Consider the following 14,542-nt stretch of genomic DNA (forward strand, 5'->3'; position numbering starts at 1 on the left):
GCGGATCGAGGAGCGTGCGCGTGTTCAACCGGAACCGAGGCCTGCGGAGAACCGCGGCGATCACGTCGATATCCCTGGTGGCCGGATGCGGGATGTTCTCGGACGGGAATCCGGACGACCGGGCACCCATCGTCGTCGGCACCACCAGTGCCCCCAGCACGCTCGACCCGGCCGCTTCCTGGGACGGCTCGTGGGAGCTGTTCCGCAACATCTACCAGACGCTGCTCGCCTACCCGACCGGCGCGACCACCCCCGAGCCGGACGCCGCCAAGAGCTGTGGTTTCACGGACGGTTCGAACATCACATACCGCTGCGAACTGCGCGCGGGCATGAGGTTCGCCGACGGGGACACCCTCGACGCCCGGGCCGTCAAGCACTCCATCGACCGCATCAGACAGATCGACGTCGCGGGCGGCCCCGCCGGCCTGCTGGGCAGCCTCGCCCGCGTCCAGGTGACCGGCGCCCGCGAGGTCGTCTTCCACCTCAACAAGCCCGACGCCACCTTCCCGTTCGTGCTCGCCACCCCGGCCATGTCGATCGTCGACCCCGACGACTACCCCGCGCACTCCCTGCGCAAGGACGGCAAGGTCTTCGGCTCCGGGCCGTACACCCTGAAATCCTACGACGACGGCAAGCAGGCCCAACTCGTCCGCAACGACCGTTACCAGGGCTTCGCCAAGCGGGAGAACAGCGCGGTGACGATCCGCTACTTCCAGGACTCGGGCACCATGGTGAAGGCGCTGCGGGACCGGAAGATCGACGTCACCTACCGAGGCCTCGCCGCCGACGACATCGTCGCCCTCCAGGGGAGTCCCTCCAAGGACCTGCAACTGGTCGACGGCGCCGGCACCGACATCAACTACCTGGTGTTCAACCCCAAGGACCGCTGGGCCCGGAACCCCGCGGTCCGCAAGGCCGTCGCCCAGGTCGTCGACCGAGGGGCGATCACCCACAAGATCTACCGGGACACCGTGGACCCCCTCTACTCCATGGTCCCGAAGGGCCTCACCGGCCACACCACCGCCTTCTTCGACGACTTCGGAGACCCCAGCGTCCCCAAGGCACGGCAGATCCTCACCCGCGCGGGCATCACCGACCGCGTCCCGCTCACCCTCTGGTACACCAGCGACCGCTACGGCTCCGAGACCGCCCTGGAGTTCAAGGAACTCAAGCGCCAGCTCGACGCCTCCGGGCTCTTCACCATCACCCTGAGGAGCCGCCCCTGGAAGACGTATGTGACGGGCTACCAGAAGGGCGAGTACCCGGTGTTCGGGCGCGGCTGGTTCCCGGACTTCCCCGACGCCGAGAACTTCATCGCGCCCTTCGTGGGACAGCAGAACGCGCTCGGTACGCCCTACCCCTCGCCGAAGATCACCGACGTGCTGCTGCCCGAGTCCCGCAAGGAGACCGACCGGGCCGACGTGGTCAAGGAGTTCGAGGAGGCCCAGCAGATCCTGGTGGACGACACCCGGTTGCTGCCGCTGTGGCAGGGCCGGCAGTACGTGGCCGCCAGCGACGACATCTCCGGCGGGGAACAGGCCCTCGACCCGTCGACGATCATGATGATGTGGCAGCTGTACCGCAAGACGAGCTGGTGAACCGGATCGCGGCACCGGTTGTCAGTGGTCGCCTGTAGGTTCTGGGACATGGAAGCGACCGCACCCGCGCGCTCGCTCCGCATCGCAGTCGCCGCACACGGTAAGGAAGTTGACGTGACCGACATCTCCATGCTCCCCGAGTCCTGGCGCGGAGTCCTGGGCGACGAGCTTCAGCAGCCCTACTTCAAGGAGCTGACCGAGTTCGTCGAGGAGGAGCGGGCGAAGGGTCCGGTCTACCCTCCGCGCGAGGAGGTCTTCGCCGCTCTTGAGGCGACGCCGTACGACCAGGTGAAGGTGCTGGTCCTCGGTCAGGACCCGTACCACGGCGAGGGCCAGGGACACGGCCTGTGCTTCTCGGTCCGCCCCGGGGTGAAGACCCCGCCCTCCCTGCGGAACATCTACAAGGAGATGAAGGAGGAGCTGGACCTCCCGATCCCGGACAACGGCTATCTGATGCCGTGGGCCCAGCAGGGCGTCCTGCTGCTCAACGCGGTGCTCACGGTCCGCTCCGGCGAGGCCAACTCCCACAAGGGCAAGGGCTGGGAGAAGTTCACCGACGCGGTGATCCGCGCGGTGGCCGACCGCCCCGACCCGGCGGTCTTCGTCCTGTGGGGCAACTACGCGCAGAAGAAGCTCCCCCTCATCGACGAGGAGCGGCACGTGGTGGTCAAGGGCGCGCACCCCTCCCCGCTGTCCGCCAAGAAGTTCTTCGGCTCCCGCCCGTTCACCCAGATCGACGAGGCCGTGGCCAAGCAGGGCCACACCGCGATCGACTGGCGCATCCCGAACCTGGGCTGACCCCGCCGGGGCCGGTCCGGGGCCGCCTGACGGGGATTGTCAGTGGCGCCCGTTAGCGTCGAGGGGGACGCCAACGGTGGCTGACAAGGTGCGGAGGACGCTGTGACGGAGCGACAGGAGCAGGCGGCGCCGGACGCCCTGCTGACGCGGATCGGACAGATCGTCATGCTGCACCACGGCGGCGACCGCGAGGAGGCCAGGGAGCGGCTGCTCGGCCTGTGGGCGGAGCTCGGTGAGGACGGCGACCCGCTGCACCGCTGCACGCTGGCCCACTACCTGGCCGACACCCAGGACGACCCGAGCGACGAACTCGCCTGGGATCTCCGGGCGTTGTCGGCGGCGGACGAGCTGACGGACGGGCGGGAGGCGGGGGACACCGGCCACGAGGGGGCGGGCGCGGTGCGCGGCTTCTACCCCTCCCTGCACCTCAACCTCGCCGCCGACTACGTCAAGCTCGACCGCCCGGACGCCGCCCGCACCCACCTCCGCCGCGCCCGCGCCGCCTGCGCGGTCCTCGCCGACGACGGCTACGGCAACGGGGTGCGGGCCGCGATCGGCCGGTTGGAACTGCGGCTCGACACAGAGGGCGGTGCGGCCGGGGAGGGGAACTGGGGGCCGCCGAGACAGCGGCCCTAGAGTCCGGCCGATCTGTTCCCGTCGGCCTCAACGCCCGTACGTCTGACCGCAGATGATCGACTGCGGACTGTCCGACTGCCAGCCGCCGTACTTCCTGCCGAGGGCGCACACGTCCGACTGGCTCTTGGGCACCGACTTGACCACGTCCGGGATGTCCGCGCCAGGCTGCCGGGGATGCCGTGGCTTGGTGTGCGGGTGGGGGTGCGGATGCGGGTGTGATCGGGGGACCGGCACCGGTGCCTGCGCCGCCCGCGGGGGCGGAGCCGGTGCGCGGTGGGGCGGATGCGTGGCCGGTTTCGGACGGTGCGAGGGGTCGATGAGTTCGAGCGCCTCCCGGGCCGGAGCCTGTACGACCTGCGGCTCCGCGCTGCCGTCCGGGCGCGGCACCGACGCTTGGGACGGTGCGGCCGGGGGAGCGGGAGCCGGTGGCCGCTGGACGGTCACACAGCCGGACAGGGCCGAGACAGCCACGGTGACCAGGAGCGTTGCGGTGGTCGTCGTTCGATGCACCCGCGCAACTCTGCTGGTTCCGGCCCGCTTTGTGACAGCGGACGGGCGGATGATGCCCCACACGGGTGATCTCCGCCCCCTTACGGACGGCCCGCGCCCGCCCCGGGTGACGTGACGCCGGTCAGTCGCCGGTGCTCCCGTCGATCCGCTCCCGGAGCAGATCGGCGTGGCCGTTGTGCCGCGCGTACTCCTCGATCATGTGGGTGTGGATCCAGCGCAGGTTGAAGCTCTCGCCGGTGCGCCGGTGCTTGCCCAAGGAGATGTCGTCCAGGGTGAACCGGGCCGCGCGCTCGTTCGCCGCCTCGATCTCGGCCCGCCAGGTGGCGTGCGCCTCCGCCCAGGTGTCGGCCTCGGTGACATGGAAGTCGCCGTCCGGATCCTCCTCGGTGAAGTAGATCGGGCCCACCTGCTCGTCGGCCATGACCCGGCGGTACCAGCTCCGCTCCACCTCCGCCATGTGCCGCACCAGGCCCATGAGCGACAGCGTGGAGGGCTCCACGGAAGTGGTCCTCAGCTGTTCGTCGGTCAGACCCTCGCACTTCAGGGCGAGGGTCTCGCGGTGATAATTCAGCCAGCCGTCCAGCATGCTGCGTTCGTCGGCGGTGGTCGCGGGTTCACTGCGCTCGATCGTCATGCCCGCATCCTCGCGTGCCCGGTCCGCCCGCACCACCGGATATCACCCCGCCGTATGCTTCCGGGAACGTACCGCTGGGCGAGCGCCAGGGAGGCTCCGTGAAGGTCGGCTGCATCGGACTCGGTGACATCGCGCAGAAGGCCTACCTGCCGGTTCTGGGCGCCCTGCCCGGCGTCGAACTGCATCTGCAGACCCGCACGCCCGCCACCCTCGCCCGCGTCGCCGACGCCCTTCACCTGCCGGCGGACCGGCGCCACACGGACCTCGACGCACTCCTCGCGCAGGACCTCGACGCCGCGTTCGTGCACGCGCCCACCACCGCGCACCCCGAGATCGTCACCAGGCTGCTTGCGGCGGGCGTACCGACGTACGTCGACAAGCCGCTCGCATACCAACTCGCCGACTCCGAGCGCCTGGTGCGGCTCGCGGAGGAGCGGAACGTGTCGCTCGCGGTCGGCTTCAACCGACGCTACGCCCCCGGGTACGCGCAGTGCGCCGACCATCCGCGCGAGCTGATCCTCATGCAGAAGAACCGGATCGGGCTCCCGGAGGAGCCGCGCGCGATGATCCTGGACGACTTCATCCACATCGTGGACACCCTGCGGTTCCTGGTGCCCGGGCCGGTCGACGACGTGACCGTGCGCGCCCGCACCCGGGACGGACTGCTGCACCACCTCGTGCTCCAGCTCTCCGGCGACGGCTTCACCGCGCTCGGGGTGATGAACCGGCTCAGCGGCTCGGTGGAGGAGATCCTGGAGGTCTCGGGGCAGGACACCAAGCGTCAGGTCGTCAACCTCGCCGAGGTCGTCGACCACAAGGGGCAGCCGACCGTACGGCGCCGTGGGGACTGGGTCCCGGTGGCCCGGCAGCGCGGCATCGAGCAGGCCGTACTCGCCTTCCTGGACGCCGTACGGGCGGGGAAGGTGCTCAGCGCCCGGGACGCGCTGGCGACTCATGAGCTGTGCGAGCGGGTGGTACGAGCGGTTGCGGAGCGGTCCGCCGCAGCCTGAACGCCGTGGCGCCCTCACCGGCGCACATGGCCGCGAGCACCAGCAGCGCCAGGCCCACCGGCCAGGCGCCGTAGCGGACGTACGGCGTGACGCCGTGCGCGAGCGGGACGTCGTAGACCCGAGTCGTGTCCGAGTTCGTGCCGAGCCAGGGGCCGACGCGTTCGCCGCTCGGGCCGTAGACGGCGGAGACGCCGGTCAGGGTGGCGTGGACCATCGGGCGGCCGGTCTCGGCGGCGCGCAGGGCGGCGAGGGTGGCGTGCTGTTCGGGGGCCCAGCTGTTCTGGAAGGACGAGGTCGAGGACTGGGCGAGGAGGATGTCGGCGCCGTCCTGGGCGAGATGGCGGCTCATGTCGGGGAACGCGGTCTCGAAGCAGACCAGTGGGCCGATGCGCAACCCGTGCCCCACGTTCATCAGGACCTGCTCGGTGCCGTGCCTGCGGTCGACGCCCGCCGCCTTGCCGACGGAGGTGGCCCAGCCGAGCAGCGAGCGGAACGGGATGTACTCCCCGAAGGGGACAAGCCGCATCTTGTCGTAGCGGTCGCCGGTGAGCCCCTTCGGGCCGACCAGGACCGAACTCTTGTAGATGCCGGGCTTGTCGGAGCGCTCGGCGTCCACGTTGACCAGGATGTCGGCGCCGGTCTCCTCGGAGAGGGCCGCGATACGGCGCGCGAGATCGGGCCGCTTGGTGAGGTCGAAGCTGACGCTGCTCTCGCCCCAGGCGATCAAGTCGACGTGCTGACCGGCGAGTTGGCGGGTGAGCTGCTCCTCGCGGTCGAAGCGCCGCTCGCCGCTGTCGTCGCCGTCGATCATTCCGGGCTGTACGACGGCGATCCGCACCCGGCCGTCGATGTCGGGACGCGGTGACCACACCCAGGCCGCCGAGGTCACGGCGGCGGTGGCGACGAGCCCGGCGACCGCCGGCACCCGTACCTCACGGACCGCGACCAGCACGGCGACCGCCACATTGACGGCCACCACCAGGAAGCTCAGCAGCCACACCCCGCCGACCGAGGCGAGCCGCAACGCCGGTTCCACCTGCCACTGCGTGGAGCCGAGCAGACCCCAGGGGCCGCCCAACCCCTGCCAGGACCGCACCAGTTCGACCATCAGCCAGCCCGAGGGCAGCACGAGCAGCGCGGCGGCCCCCCGTCGGGGCGACGGCACACCACCGAGGAAGCGGCGCACCAGCCAGCCCCACGGCGCCCAGAGCACGCCCAACAGGCCTGCGATGACCACGATGAACACACTCAGGCTCGGCACCAGCCAGCTGTGCACGGCCAGCATGAACCCGAGCCCGCCGCACCAGCCGTCGTACGCCGCCCGCCGCCCGGTGGGCGCCGAGCGGGTCAGCAGGATCCACGGGACGAGCGCGACATAGGCGAACCACCACCACGACGGCGCGGGGAACGCGAACACGGGCAGCGCGCCCGCGAGTACGGCGAGCAGTGAGCGCCGCCAGGGGGAGACGAGCCAGTCGCCGAAGGCCTTCATATGAACCCCCTACCCGCTGGTGGCTCCAGTGTGCGTGTCGCGGACGATCCCTGACAGTGGACGCCGATCCGGTCGGCTCAGTTGATCACGGCCTCCGGGCGCCGCTCAGGAAGGCGCCGCCACTTCTCCGCCACGACGACCTCGGTCAGCCGCCAGCCGTCGTACGTCCGCAGCAGCCCGAACTCGTAGCGCCCGCCGCACACGAAGTCGGGCGCGGTGGAGGTGTCGCTGCCGTCTTCTTTGGTGAAGCGCATCGGATTGACGTAGTCGGCCTGGACGCGCGCGGTGTCATCCGTGTTCTGGTCCAGGGCGCCGAAACGGATGCGCCGGTTCACGATCAGATGCTGCCGCATCGGGAACAGCCGCATGCTCTCGGCGAGCCACCCGGCGATCTCCTCCACGTTTCCCTCGATGCCGCCGGCGGACCGGTAGTCGGCCCGTCCGTTCGGCGCGAACAGTTTCCGGTACGCCTCCCAGTCGCCGTCGTCCACGGCCACCGCGTACTCGGTGATCACTTCGTCCACGGCCAGCCGGTCCATCACGATCGCCAGTTCCACACGCTGCGTCATCGGGCAAGTGTTGGTCACTCCGTGTGCCGAGCCAAGGGGTACGGGGGGACAACGTGGGGAACATTCGGTGGTGTTCGGACAGGTGTGCGTTTCCGAGGGTGAGCGCAGTCGGCTTCTCCCTTGAAGGGAAGCTTGAAGGGAAGTACGCATGAAGCGTCTTGTCACGGTCGTCACCGGAGGCGGCCGGGGCATCGGCGCCGCGACCTGTCTGCGGCTCGCGGAGGAGGGGCACGACGTGGTCGTGGGGTACCTCCGGGACGCGAAGGCGGCCGAGCAGGTGGCGGACAGGGCACGGCAGTCCGGGGTACGGGCCGTGTGCGTCGGCGCGGACACGTCCGTGGAGGCGGACGTGGAGCGGCTGTTCACCGCGGCGGAGCGACACCTCGGGCCGGTCACCGGGCTGGTGAACAACGCCGGGGTGACCGGACCGTTCGGCCGGCTCGCGGACGTCGACACCGCCGACCTGCGCCAGGTCGTCGAGGTCAACCTGCTCGGCACACTGCTGTGTTCACGCCGCGCCGCGCAGGCCATGACGGCCCGGGGCAACGGCGTGATCGTGAACGTGTCGTCGTCCGCCGCCACGCTCGGCAGCCCCGGGGACTACGTCCACTACGCCGCGACGAAGGCCGCCGTCGACACCCTCACCCTGGGCCTCGCCAAGGAACTCGGCCCCGACGGCATCCGCGTCAACGCGGTCGCGCCCGGCATCGTCGACACCGAGATCCACGCGAGAATGGGCGACCCCGACCGCGCACAACGCGTGTCCACGTCGATTCCGCTGCGCCGCCCCGGACAGCCCGAGGAGATCGCCGCGGCCATCGCCTGGCTGATGTCACCGGACGCGTCGTACACGACGGGCACGGTGCTGCGGGTGTCGGGCGGGCGGTGAGGGGTGCGATGGGCCGGTGCTCGGGTGTGGCCGCCGGCCGCTCAGGCCGCCTCGATGACCTCGTCGCGTATCGCCGCGGCCCACTCGACCACCAACAGCTCGTATTCCTCCCGCTCCTGGGTGGAGAGCGATCCGCCCGCGCGCAGCCAGAGAGCCCGGATCTGCTCGTTCACCTCGTAAGCAGACCGCACGGAACCAGGGGTCACGGAATCGGGGGACATGCGCAACAGCCTAGGGGCAAGGACTGACACTGCGCTACCGGACGGCTACTCAGACCGTATGGGGTTGGTCACGGGCACGGTGCGGGCGTTCAGTCGACCCAGGTGACGACGCACTGCGCATGGTGCGCGGCGACTCGGTAGAACTCCCGCATGGCGACGAAGTGTTCGGTCAGGTGGGCCCGTACGTCGCCCTCGAAGCCGGCGCCGAACCCGCAGGCGGTTGCCGCTTCTTCGGTGGACGTCGGCAACTCCGAGAGGAGGTCGTCGAGTCGGATGCGGTCCAGCGCGGCGGCGACGTCGGTGACGGCGGTCGGGGTGAGCAGGCGGGGTGGGTCGCCGAAACCGTCGTAGATCTTCTCGTGGTTCAGGAATTCCACATCCCTGTCGGGGTCGCCCGTGACGGCGCGGTCGAGCAGCGCGATCACCTGCGGGTCGGCGCCGGTCGAGCGGCAGTGGTGGATGAGGCCCCATATCGCCCAGTCGGTGTCGAGCAGGCAGGCGTCCGGCGGGTCCCAGCCCGGGGACTCGTCGGACGCGGCGAGCGCCGCAGCGCGGCAGCCGTCGAGGTACTCGGACGTCACGCGGGCGAACTGCTGGGTCAACGGCATTGGTTGGCTCTCCCTTGCTGCTCGGCCCACATACGAGACCACTCGGACAGTGGCTCCATCGCGGTCACCAGGTCCGTGCCGAGCGGGGTCAGCCGCCAGGCAGATCCGTCCGGGGTGCGCGCCGCTATGTCCGCCTCGAGCAGCTCCGTGAGGCGGGTGGAGAGGACGCTGGAGGACATGTCGTCGCAGCGGCGGCGCAGTTCGCGGAAGCCGATCGGGGTGCCCTGCCGGTGGAGTTCCCAGATCACGCGGAGGGCCCAGCGGCGGCCGAGGAGATCGAGTGCGGCCATGACGGGGCGGCCGGTGGTCGATCCGCGCACGGGGCGACCAGGCAGCGGGTTCGGTTCCAACAGGGCCTCCTCACACGGCTGGTGGCGATCTCCTGCTTCACTCTTGCGCTTCGATTTCCGAAGCGCAAGAGTCGGTGCACATGAGACAGCGCATCGAAGGAGTCACCCCGCCCTACACCCCCGACACCGACCGCGCCCTGCACCGCTGGATGCCGCCCGGTGTCGCCCACGAACCCCTCATGCTCTTCAAGGTCCTCGAACGCCACCCCGAACTCGCCTCCCGCATGCGGGCGTTGGGTGCCGGACTGCTCGTTCACGGCCGCCTGGGCGCCGCCGACCGCGAACTCGTGATCGCCCGTGTCTGCGCCCGCGCCGGCTGTGGCTACGAGTGGGGCGTCCACATGGCGGCGTACGCCGAAGCCGCCCAACTCACCCCGGAACAAGTCACGTTGACCGTGACCGGCACCCCGGACGACCCGGCCTGGTCGCCACGGCAGTCGGCGCTGCTCCGGGCCGTCGACGAACTCGACGCGGGCGCACGGCTGAGCGACCCCGTCTGGTCCGGCCTGCGGGAGCACCTCGACGAGCGCGAGGCCCTCGAACTCCTCGTACTGGCCGGGTGGTACCGCACGATCGCCTACGTCGCCAACGGCGTCGGGATCGCTCCCGAGGCTTGGGCCCTCGCCCTGCCCGAGGGGTAGTTCAGCCCGCCGACTCGGCCGCGTGCGGGCTCAGTACGCCCGCCGTGACCAGCGCGATGATGACGATGCCGAGGGCGATGCGGTACCAGACGAACGGCATGAAGCTCTTGTGCGAGATGAACTTCATGAACCAGGCGATGACCGCGTATCCGACCGCGAACGCGATCGCCGTCGCGAACATCGTCGGACCCCATGCGATGTGTCCCTCCTCGGCCGCGTCCTTCAACTCGAAGGCGCCCGAGGCCAGTACGGCCGGCATGGCGAGGAGGAAGGAGTAACGGGCCGCCGCCTCACGGGTGTAGCCCATGAACAGGCCGCCGCTGATGGTCGCGCCCGAGCGGGAGACGCCGGGGACCAGTGCCATCGCCTGGCAGAGGCCGTACAGCAGGCCGTCCTTGGCGTTGAGGTCCACAAGCGTTTTGCGCTGCTTGGGCGCCCGGTGCCGGCCGCCCGTCTCGTCGCGGGCCGCGAGGCGGTCGGCGACGCCGATGACGACGCCCATCACGATCAGCATCGTGGCGGTGATCCGCAGATCACGGAACGGCCCCTCGATCTGGTCCTTGAGCGTGACCCCGAGCACCCCGATCGGGATGGAGCCGACGATCACCAGCCAGCCCATCTGGGCGTCGTGGTCGCGCCGCATCTCCTTGTTGGTGAGCGACCGGAACCACGCGGCGAGAATCCGCCCCACATCCTGGCGGAAGTAGATCAGCACCGCCGCCTCCGTGCCGAGCTGGGTGATCGCCGTGAAGGCAGCACCCGGGTCCTTCCAGCCGGAGAAGGCCGCCGTCAGCCGGAGATGCGCACTGGACGACACGGGCAGGAACTCGGTCAGCCCCTGGACGAGTCCGAGGATGAGGGATTCAAACCAAGACATGGAGTTACGGAGTCCAAGTGCTGCTCGCGGAGGGGCAAAGGACACACCAAAACGCCGCGCACGGTGATCGAGTGTGTATGAGGGGCAGCGTAGCGTCCCGGTATGACAGGCCGGACGCGGGGGTTTCGCGGGCGGTCGGGCGACTCCGGGTGTGCGGTGTTGACCAGGCGCGGGGGCGGCGCATACGTTGCAGCGGAGGAAAGCGCTTGCTGGACGCGCTCGCTGTCTCCGGAGGAGTGCTGATCACGCCCATGTCCACACCCGCCACCCACCCCGGGGCGTTCCAGCCCTTGCCGCCGCTCGCCGGCCGCCGCATCAGGGCGGCCGTGGTCGGCGCCGGTGCCATCGGCCGCGGTTCCCATTTCCCCGCGCTCGCCCGGCTCGCCGAGGAGGGCGAGACCGAGGTGGTCGCGGCCGTTGACATCGATGCCAACTCGGTCGAGTCCTTCTGCGCCGCGGCCGGGATCCCGCACGCCTACACCGACCTGGAGCAGATGCTCCGGGAACAGCGGCCCGATCTCGTCACCATCTGCACCCCGCCCACCCTGCACCGCGCGCAGACCGTCGCCGCGCTGCGGGCCGGCGCCTGGGTGTGGTGCGAGAAGCCGCCGGTGCCGACGCTGGCCGACTTCGACGCCGTGGAGGACGAGGAAGGGAAGGACGGGGGGCCGTACGCCTCCATCGTCTTCCAGCACCGCTTCGGCTCGGGCACCCGGCATGTGCGCCGGCTGCTCGACGAGCAGGCCATGGGCCGGCCGCTCGTGGCGCACTGCCAGACCACCTGGTACCGCGACACCGCCTACTACGCCGTGCCCTGGCGCGGACGCTGGGCGACCGAGGGCGGCGGTCCCGCCATGGGACACGGCATCCACCAGATGGACCTGCTGCTCGATCTGCTCGGGCCGTGGAGCGAAGTCAAGGCCATGGCCGGGCGGCTGGTCCACGACGTGGAGACCGAGGACGTCTCGACCGCCCTGGTCCGCTTCGCGAACGGCGCGATGGCGACCGTCGTCAACAGCGTCCTGAGCCCCGACGAGGTCAGCCGCATCCGCATCGACTGCGAGCGTGCCACCGTCGAGCTCACCCACCTCTACGGCCACGGCAACGACAACTGGCGCATCACCCCCGCCCCGGACGTCTCGGGCGAGGAGGCCGCCGCCTGGCAGAACTTCGGCCCCGACGTGCCGAGTTCACATCTGGAGCAGCTGCGGGAACTCGTCGTCAGCATGCGGGCCGGCGAACGGCCGCGCGCCAGCGGCACCGACGGGCGCACCAGCCTGGAGCTGATCACCGCGCTCTACAAGTCGGCGTTCACGGACACGACCGTTCGGGCCGGCGAGATCGGCCCCGGCGACCCCTATTACACGGCGCTGCACGGCGGCGCCCCCGGCTGGGCGCCCGTGGCGCGCGAGGAGGTGTCGGCATGACCGGCCTGCGTATCGTCCACGCCCACGGCGACCGCATCACGGTGACCGAACCGACCACCGGCGTCGAGCTGTTCAGCTACGTGTACCGGCCCGAGGCGGCCTGGGAGGCACCCAAGCCGTATCTCCACCCGATCAGGACGCTGGCCGGCGACATCGTCACGGACTACCGGCCCAACGACCACCGCTGGCACAAGGGCCTGCAGTTCACCGCCTCGCATCTCTCCGGCCAGAACCTGTGGGGCGGCAACACATACGTCCACGGCGAGGGGTATCTCGAACTCCCGGAGCGGGTCGGGTCGATGGTCCATGTCGCCTTCGACGAGATCGACACGCACATCGACTCGGGCGAGGAGCGCCTCGTCATCGCCGAGCGGCTGACCTGGCACCCCTACAGCGGCGAACTCTGGGCCGACGAGCAGCGCCGGATCGAGGTGCACGACGTCGACACGGAGTCGGGCTCCTGGGCGCTGACCTGGACGAGCTCCGTGACGAACCGCCGCGACGAGCCCCTGCTGTTCGGCAGCCCCACCACCCACGGGCGCGAGGCGGCGGGGTATACCGGTCTGTTCTGGCGCGGCCCGCGCGCCTTCCGCGACGGCCGCATCATCGGCCCCGACGGCGAGGGCCCCGGGCTGATGGGCTCCCAGGGCCCCTGGCTCGCCGTCTCCGGAGAACACGACGGCACCGACGGCCACGCGACGATCGTCTTCGCGCACGCCCCCGAGAACGACCACACCGGCGCCCAGGGCACCCACCCCGACCACTGGTTCGTACGCAACGAGCCGTTCGCGGGAATCGCCCCCTCCTACGCCTTCTACGACGAGCTGGTGCTCGACCCCGGCGACACGCTCACCCGGCGCTACCGGGTCGTCGTCGCCGACGGGGCATGGGAGCGGGAGGAGATCGCCAAGTACCTGGAGGCGCGGCCGTGGTGAGCGCCGAGAGTTTCGGCTTCGGCGGACTGCCGGGTGGGGTCGCCGTCTCGCATCTCTCCGTCTACGACTGGCCGGCCGAGGTCGGCGCTGACAGTGGCGTGTGCGGCGGAACTCCCCATATGCACCTGGCCTGTTCGGAGGGGTACGTCGTCACCGGCGGGCGCGGTGCGGTGCAGACGCTGACAATGTCCGGCACCACGTCCCGGTACGAGGTCACTCCGCTCGCGGCCGGAACGGTCGCCTGGTTCACGCCCGGGACCATCCACCGGCTCGTCAACGAGGGCGAACTGCGCATCACCGTCCTCATGCAGAACAGCGGACTGCCCGAGGCGGGCGACGCGGTACTCACCCTGCCGCCCCGGTACCTCACCGACCCGGAGACGTACGCCGCCGCCACCGTCATCCCGGCCGACGCGCCCGAGGCGGAACAGGAACGGGTCGCCCGGGCCCGCCGCGACCTCGCCCTGGAGGGCTACGAGGCGCTGCGCTCCGCCGACGGCCCGGAAGCGCTGGCCGCGTTCCACCGGGCCGCCGCCGCGCTGGTACGGCCCCGGCTCGCGGAGTGGCGCGAGCGCTGGGAGCGGGGTGCGCGGGCCGCCGCCGCGGCCACGGGGGAGCAGCTCGACCGGCTCGACCGGGGCGACTTCTCCCACCTCGCCGACGCCGCCGTACGGGCCGAACAGCCTTCGGCGTACGGGAAGTTCGGGATGTGCGGGCGGTTGGACGTCTATGACGTCTACAAGGGAACCGTCTGAGGCCGAGCGGTTTCTACGCCGCTGCCGGGCCCGTCACGGTCCAGCCCGGCGACTGCGGGTGGGCCGTCAGGTCCTCGTGGCGGACGGGGGCTCCGCAGGCCGCGCAGGTGACCGTCGGGACCAGTTCGTTGCCGCAGATGTGCTCGACCACCATGGGGCGGTCGAGCGGATCCTTTCGGAGATGACGGTCGCCCCACGCCATGAGGGTCATCAGGACCGGCTCCAGTTCGAGACCCGCCTCGGTGGGCCGGTACTCGAAGCGCTGCGGGTGTTCGCTGTAGGTCCGCCGGGTGAGGATCCCGGCGTCGACGAGGCGGCGCAGCCGGGTGGCCAGGACGTCGCGCGGGGCACCGATGTTGCGGACCAGCTGGTCGAAGCGGCGATTGCCCAGGCACACCTCCCGCAGGACGAGCAGGGAGTACTTCTCGCCGACGAGTGCGAGGGCGTCGGCGATCGAGCAGGGGCGCGGGTCTTTGTTCTTGTCTTTGGGGACGGGCTTGTCTTGGGGGGCGGACTTGTCTTTGGGGGCGGACTTGTCTTTGGGAGGGGCCATGGCACCCATTTTAGAGGAGGGTTTGTTTTTCCAACTGAC

The 14,542-nt window shown here is 70.5% G+C and carries 18 protein-coding genes; 9 read left to right on the forward strand and 9 right to left on the reverse strand.

What is annotated here, in order from left to right; translation table 11 throughout:
- Nucleotides 1-20: 20 nt before the first annotated feature.
- The 3 genes from ACFXC1_RS00325 to ACFXC1_RS00335 all read left to right on the forward strand — a co-directional run bounded on the left by ACFXC1_RS00325 (nt 21) and on the right by ACFXC1_RS00335 (nt 3,032).
- Nucleotides 21-1,598 (forward strand): ABC transporter substrate-binding protein, encoded by a 1,578-nt coding sequence (locus ACFXC1_RS00325; protein WP_381236718.1) that lies wholly within the window; start codon nt 21-23, stop codon nt 1,596-1,598.
- Between the two features lie 114 nt (nt 1,599-1,712).
- Complete coding sequence (ung, locus tag ACFXC1_RS00330) at nt 1,713-2,396, forward strand: uracil-DNA glycosylase (RefSeq protein WP_019071064.1); 684 nt, start codon at nt 1,713-1,715, stop codon at nt 2,394-2,396.
- Between the two features lie 102 nt (nt 2,397-2,498).
- The gene (locus ACFXC1_RS00335) at nt 2,499-3,032 is read left to right on the forward strand and encodes a hypothetical protein (protein ID WP_381236722.1); all 534 of its coding nucleotides are present in this window, start codon (nt 2,499-2,501) and stop codon (nt 3,030-3,032) included.
- 27 nt (nt 3,033-3,059) lie between these two features.
- Here the strand turns inward: ACFXC1_RS00335 and ACFXC1_RS00340 are convergent, their stop codons facing one another.
- Together ACFXC1_RS00340 and ACFXC1_RS00345 are read right to left on the reverse strand one after the other, a co-directional pair.
- Nucleotides 3,060-3,542, reverse strand: coding sequence for a hypothetical protein (locus ACFXC1_RS00340; RefSeq protein WP_381236725.1), 483 nt, complete (start codon nt 3,540-3,542; stop codon nt 3,060-3,062).
- A gap of 121 nt (nt 3,543-3,663) precedes the next feature.
- Entirely contained in the window at nt 3,664-4,176 is a 513-nt protein-coding gene (locus ACFXC1_RS00345) for a DinB family protein (RefSeq protein WP_381236728.1), read from the reverse strand.
- A 98-nt stretch (nt 4,177-4,274) separates the two neighbouring features.
- Here ACFXC1_RS00345 and ACFXC1_RS00350 point away from each other — a divergent pair, with 98 nt between their 5' ends.
- Entirely contained in the window at nt 4,275-5,186 is a 912-nt protein-coding gene (locus ACFXC1_RS00350; RefSeq protein WP_381236730.1) for a Gfo/Idh/MocA family protein, read from the forward strand.
- Here the strand turns inward: ACFXC1_RS00350 and lnt are convergent.
- Together lnt and ACFXC1_RS00360 are read right to left on the reverse strand one after the other, a co-directional pair.
- Nucleotides 5,104-6,678 (reverse strand): apolipoprotein N-acyltransferase, encoded by a 1,575-nt coding sequence (lnt, locus tag ACFXC1_RS00355; protein ID WP_381236732.1) that lies wholly within the window; start codon nt 6,676-6,678, stop codon nt 5,104-5,106. The two genes, ACFXC1_RS00350 and lnt, sit on opposite strands and share 83 nt — an antisense overlap.
- A gap of 77 nt (nt 6,679-6,755) precedes the next feature.
- Entirely contained in the window at nt 6,756-7,247 is a 492-nt protein-coding gene (locus tag ACFXC1_RS00360) for a nuclear transport factor 2 family protein (RefSeq protein WP_381236735.1), read from the reverse strand.
- 148 nt (nt 7,248-7,395) lie between these two features.
- Here ACFXC1_RS00360 and ACFXC1_RS00365 point away from each other — a divergent pair, with 148 nt between their 5' ends.
- Nucleotides 7,396-8,136, forward strand: a complete 741-nt coding sequence (locus tag ACFXC1_RS00365) for an SDR family NAD(P)-dependent oxidoreductase (protein WP_381236738.1) — start codon at nt 7,396-7,398, stop codon at nt 8,134-8,136.
- Between the two features lie 41 nt (nt 8,137-8,177).
- Here the strand turns inward: ACFXC1_RS00365 and ACFXC1_RS00370 are convergent, their stop codons facing one another.
- From ACFXC1_RS00370 to ACFXC1_RS00380, 3 genes are all read right to left on the reverse strand, one after another.
- Nucleotides 8,178-8,357, reverse strand: coding sequence for a hypothetical protein (locus tag ACFXC1_RS00370; protein WP_026178900.1), 180 nt, complete (start codon nt 8,355-8,357; stop codon nt 8,178-8,180).
- A gap of 89 nt (nt 8,358-8,446) precedes the next feature.
- Nucleotides 8,447-8,965 (reverse strand): DUF1877 family protein, encoded by a 519-nt coding sequence (locus tag ACFXC1_RS00375; protein ID WP_381236741.1) that lies wholly within the window; start codon nt 8,963-8,965, stop codon nt 8,447-8,449.
- Nucleotides 8,956-9,255, reverse strand: a complete 300-nt coding sequence (locus tag ACFXC1_RS00380; RefSeq protein WP_381239364.1) for a winged helix-turn-helix transcriptional regulator — start codon at nt 9,253-9,255, stop codon at nt 8,956-8,958. Before ACFXC1_RS00380 ends, ACFXC1_RS00375 begins: the two co-directional genes overlap by 10 nt.
- 140 nt (nt 9,256-9,395) lie before the next feature.
- Here ACFXC1_RS00380 and ACFXC1_RS00385 point away from each other — a divergent pair, with 140 nt between their 5' ends.
- Nucleotides 9,396-9,956, forward strand: a complete 561-nt coding sequence (locus ACFXC1_RS00385; RefSeq protein WP_381236744.1) for a carboxymuconolactone decarboxylase family protein — start codon at nt 9,396-9,398, stop codon at nt 9,954-9,956.
- Between the two features lies 1 nt (nt 9,957).
- Here the strand turns inward: ACFXC1_RS00385 and ACFXC1_RS00390 are convergent, their stop codons facing one another.
- A complete protein-coding gene (locus ACFXC1_RS00390) occupies nt 9,958-10,833 on the reverse strand; it encodes an undecaprenyl-diphosphate phosphatase (RefSeq protein ID WP_381236749.1) in 876 nt (291 codons plus the stop codon).
- 251 nt (nt 10,834-11,084) lie between these two features.
- Here ACFXC1_RS00390 and ACFXC1_RS00395 point away from each other — a divergent pair, with 251 nt between their 5' ends.
- Genes ACFXC1_RS00395 through ACFXC1_RS00405 form a run of 3 tightly spaced genes read left to right on the forward strand, consistent with a single transcriptional unit; the run spans nt 11,085 to nt 13,950 of the window.
- Nucleotides 11,085-12,260: a Gfo/Idh/MocA family protein gene (locus ACFXC1_RS00395; RefSeq protein ID WP_381239367.1), complete on the forward strand. Its 1,176-nt coding sequence runs from the start codon at nt 11,085-11,087 to the stop codon at nt 12,258-12,260.
- Entirely contained in the window at nt 12,257-13,195 is a 939-nt protein-coding gene (locus ACFXC1_RS00400; RefSeq protein ID WP_381236752.1) for a DUF6807 domain-containing protein, read from the forward strand. Before ACFXC1_RS00395 ends, ACFXC1_RS00400 begins: the two co-directional genes overlap by 4 nt.
- A complete protein-coding gene (locus ACFXC1_RS00405) occupies nt 13,147-13,950 on the forward strand; it encodes a cupin domain-containing protein (RefSeq protein ID WP_381236755.1) in 804 nt (267 codons plus the stop codon). The genes ACFXC1_RS00400 and ACFXC1_RS00405 overlap by 49 nt, the downstream gene beginning before the upstream one ends.
- Nucleotides 13,951-13,963: 13 nt before the next feature.
- On the opposite strand, the gene ACFXC1_RS00410 is transcribed toward ACFXC1_RS00405, so the two are convergent.
- On the reverse strand, nt 13,964-14,503 hold the full coding sequence (locus tag ACFXC1_RS00410) for a winged helix-turn-helix transcriptional regulator (protein ID WP_381236758.1): 540 nt from the start codon (nt 14,501-14,503) through the stop codon (nt 13,964-13,966).
- Between the last annotated feature and the right edge of the window lie 39 nt (nt 14,504-14,542).

Source organism: Streptomyces hokutonensis (assembly GCF_042751305.1).
Lineage (GTDB): Bacteria > Actinomycetota > Actinomycetes > Streptomycetales > Streptomycetaceae > Streptomyces > Streptomyces hokutonensis_A.

Excerpts from the sequence above, each read along its gene's own strand:
- ACFXC1_RS00400 (WP_381236752.1), top strand. The coding sequence starts at position 12,257 with ATGACCGGCCTGCGTATCGTCCACGCCCACGGCGACCGCATCACGGTG.
- ACFXC1_RS00345 (WP_381236728.1), bottom strand. The coding sequence starts at position 4,176 with ATGACGATCGAGCGCAGTGAACCCGCGACCACCGCCGACGAACGCAGC.
- ACFXC1_RS00360 (WP_381236735.1), bottom strand. The coding sequence starts at position 7,247 with ATGACGCAGCGTGTGGAACTGGCGATCGTGATGGACCGGCTGGCCGTG.
- lnt (WP_381236732.1), bottom strand. The coding sequence starts at position 6,678 with ATGAAGGCCTTCGGCGACTGGCTCGTCTCCCCCTGGCGGCGCTCACTG.
- ACFXC1_RS00410 (WP_381236758.1), bottom strand. The coding sequence starts at position 14,503 with ATGGCCCCTCCCAAAGACAAGTCCGCCCCCAAAGACAAGTCCGCCCCC.
- ACFXC1_RS00385 (WP_381236744.1), top strand. The coding sequence starts at position 9,396 with ATGAGACAGCGCATCGAAGGAGTCACCCCGCCCTACACCCCCGACACC.
- ACFXC1_RS00380 (WP_381239364.1), bottom strand. The coding sequence starts at position 9,255 with ATGGCCGCACTCGATCTCCTCGGCCGCCGCTGGGCCCTCCGCGTGATC.
- ACFXC1_RS00395 (WP_381239367.1), top strand. The coding sequence starts at position 11,085 with ATGTCCACACCCGCCACCCACCCCGGGGCGTTCCAGCCCTTGCCGCCG.
- ACFXC1_RS00375 (WP_381236741.1), bottom strand. The coding sequence starts at position 8,965 with ATGCCGTTGACCCAGCAGTTCGCCCGCGTGACGTCCGAGTACCTCGAC.
- ACFXC1_RS00390 (WP_381236749.1), bottom strand. The coding sequence starts at position 10,833 with ATGTCTTGGTTTGAATCCCTCATCCTCGGACTCGTCCAGGGGCTGACC.
- ACFXC1_RS00370 (WP_026178900.1), bottom strand. The coding sequence starts at position 8,357 with ATGTCCCCCGATTCCGTGACCCCTGGTTCCGTGCGGTCTGCTTACGAG.
- ACFXC1_RS00405 (WP_381236755.1), top strand. The coding sequence starts at position 13,147 with ATGGGAGCGGGAGGAGATCGCCAAGTACCTGGAGGCGCGGCCGTGGTG.
- ACFXC1_RS00365 (WP_381236738.1), top strand. The coding sequence starts at position 7,396 with ATGAAGCGTCTTGTCACGGTCGTCACCGGAGGCGGCCGGGGCATCGGC.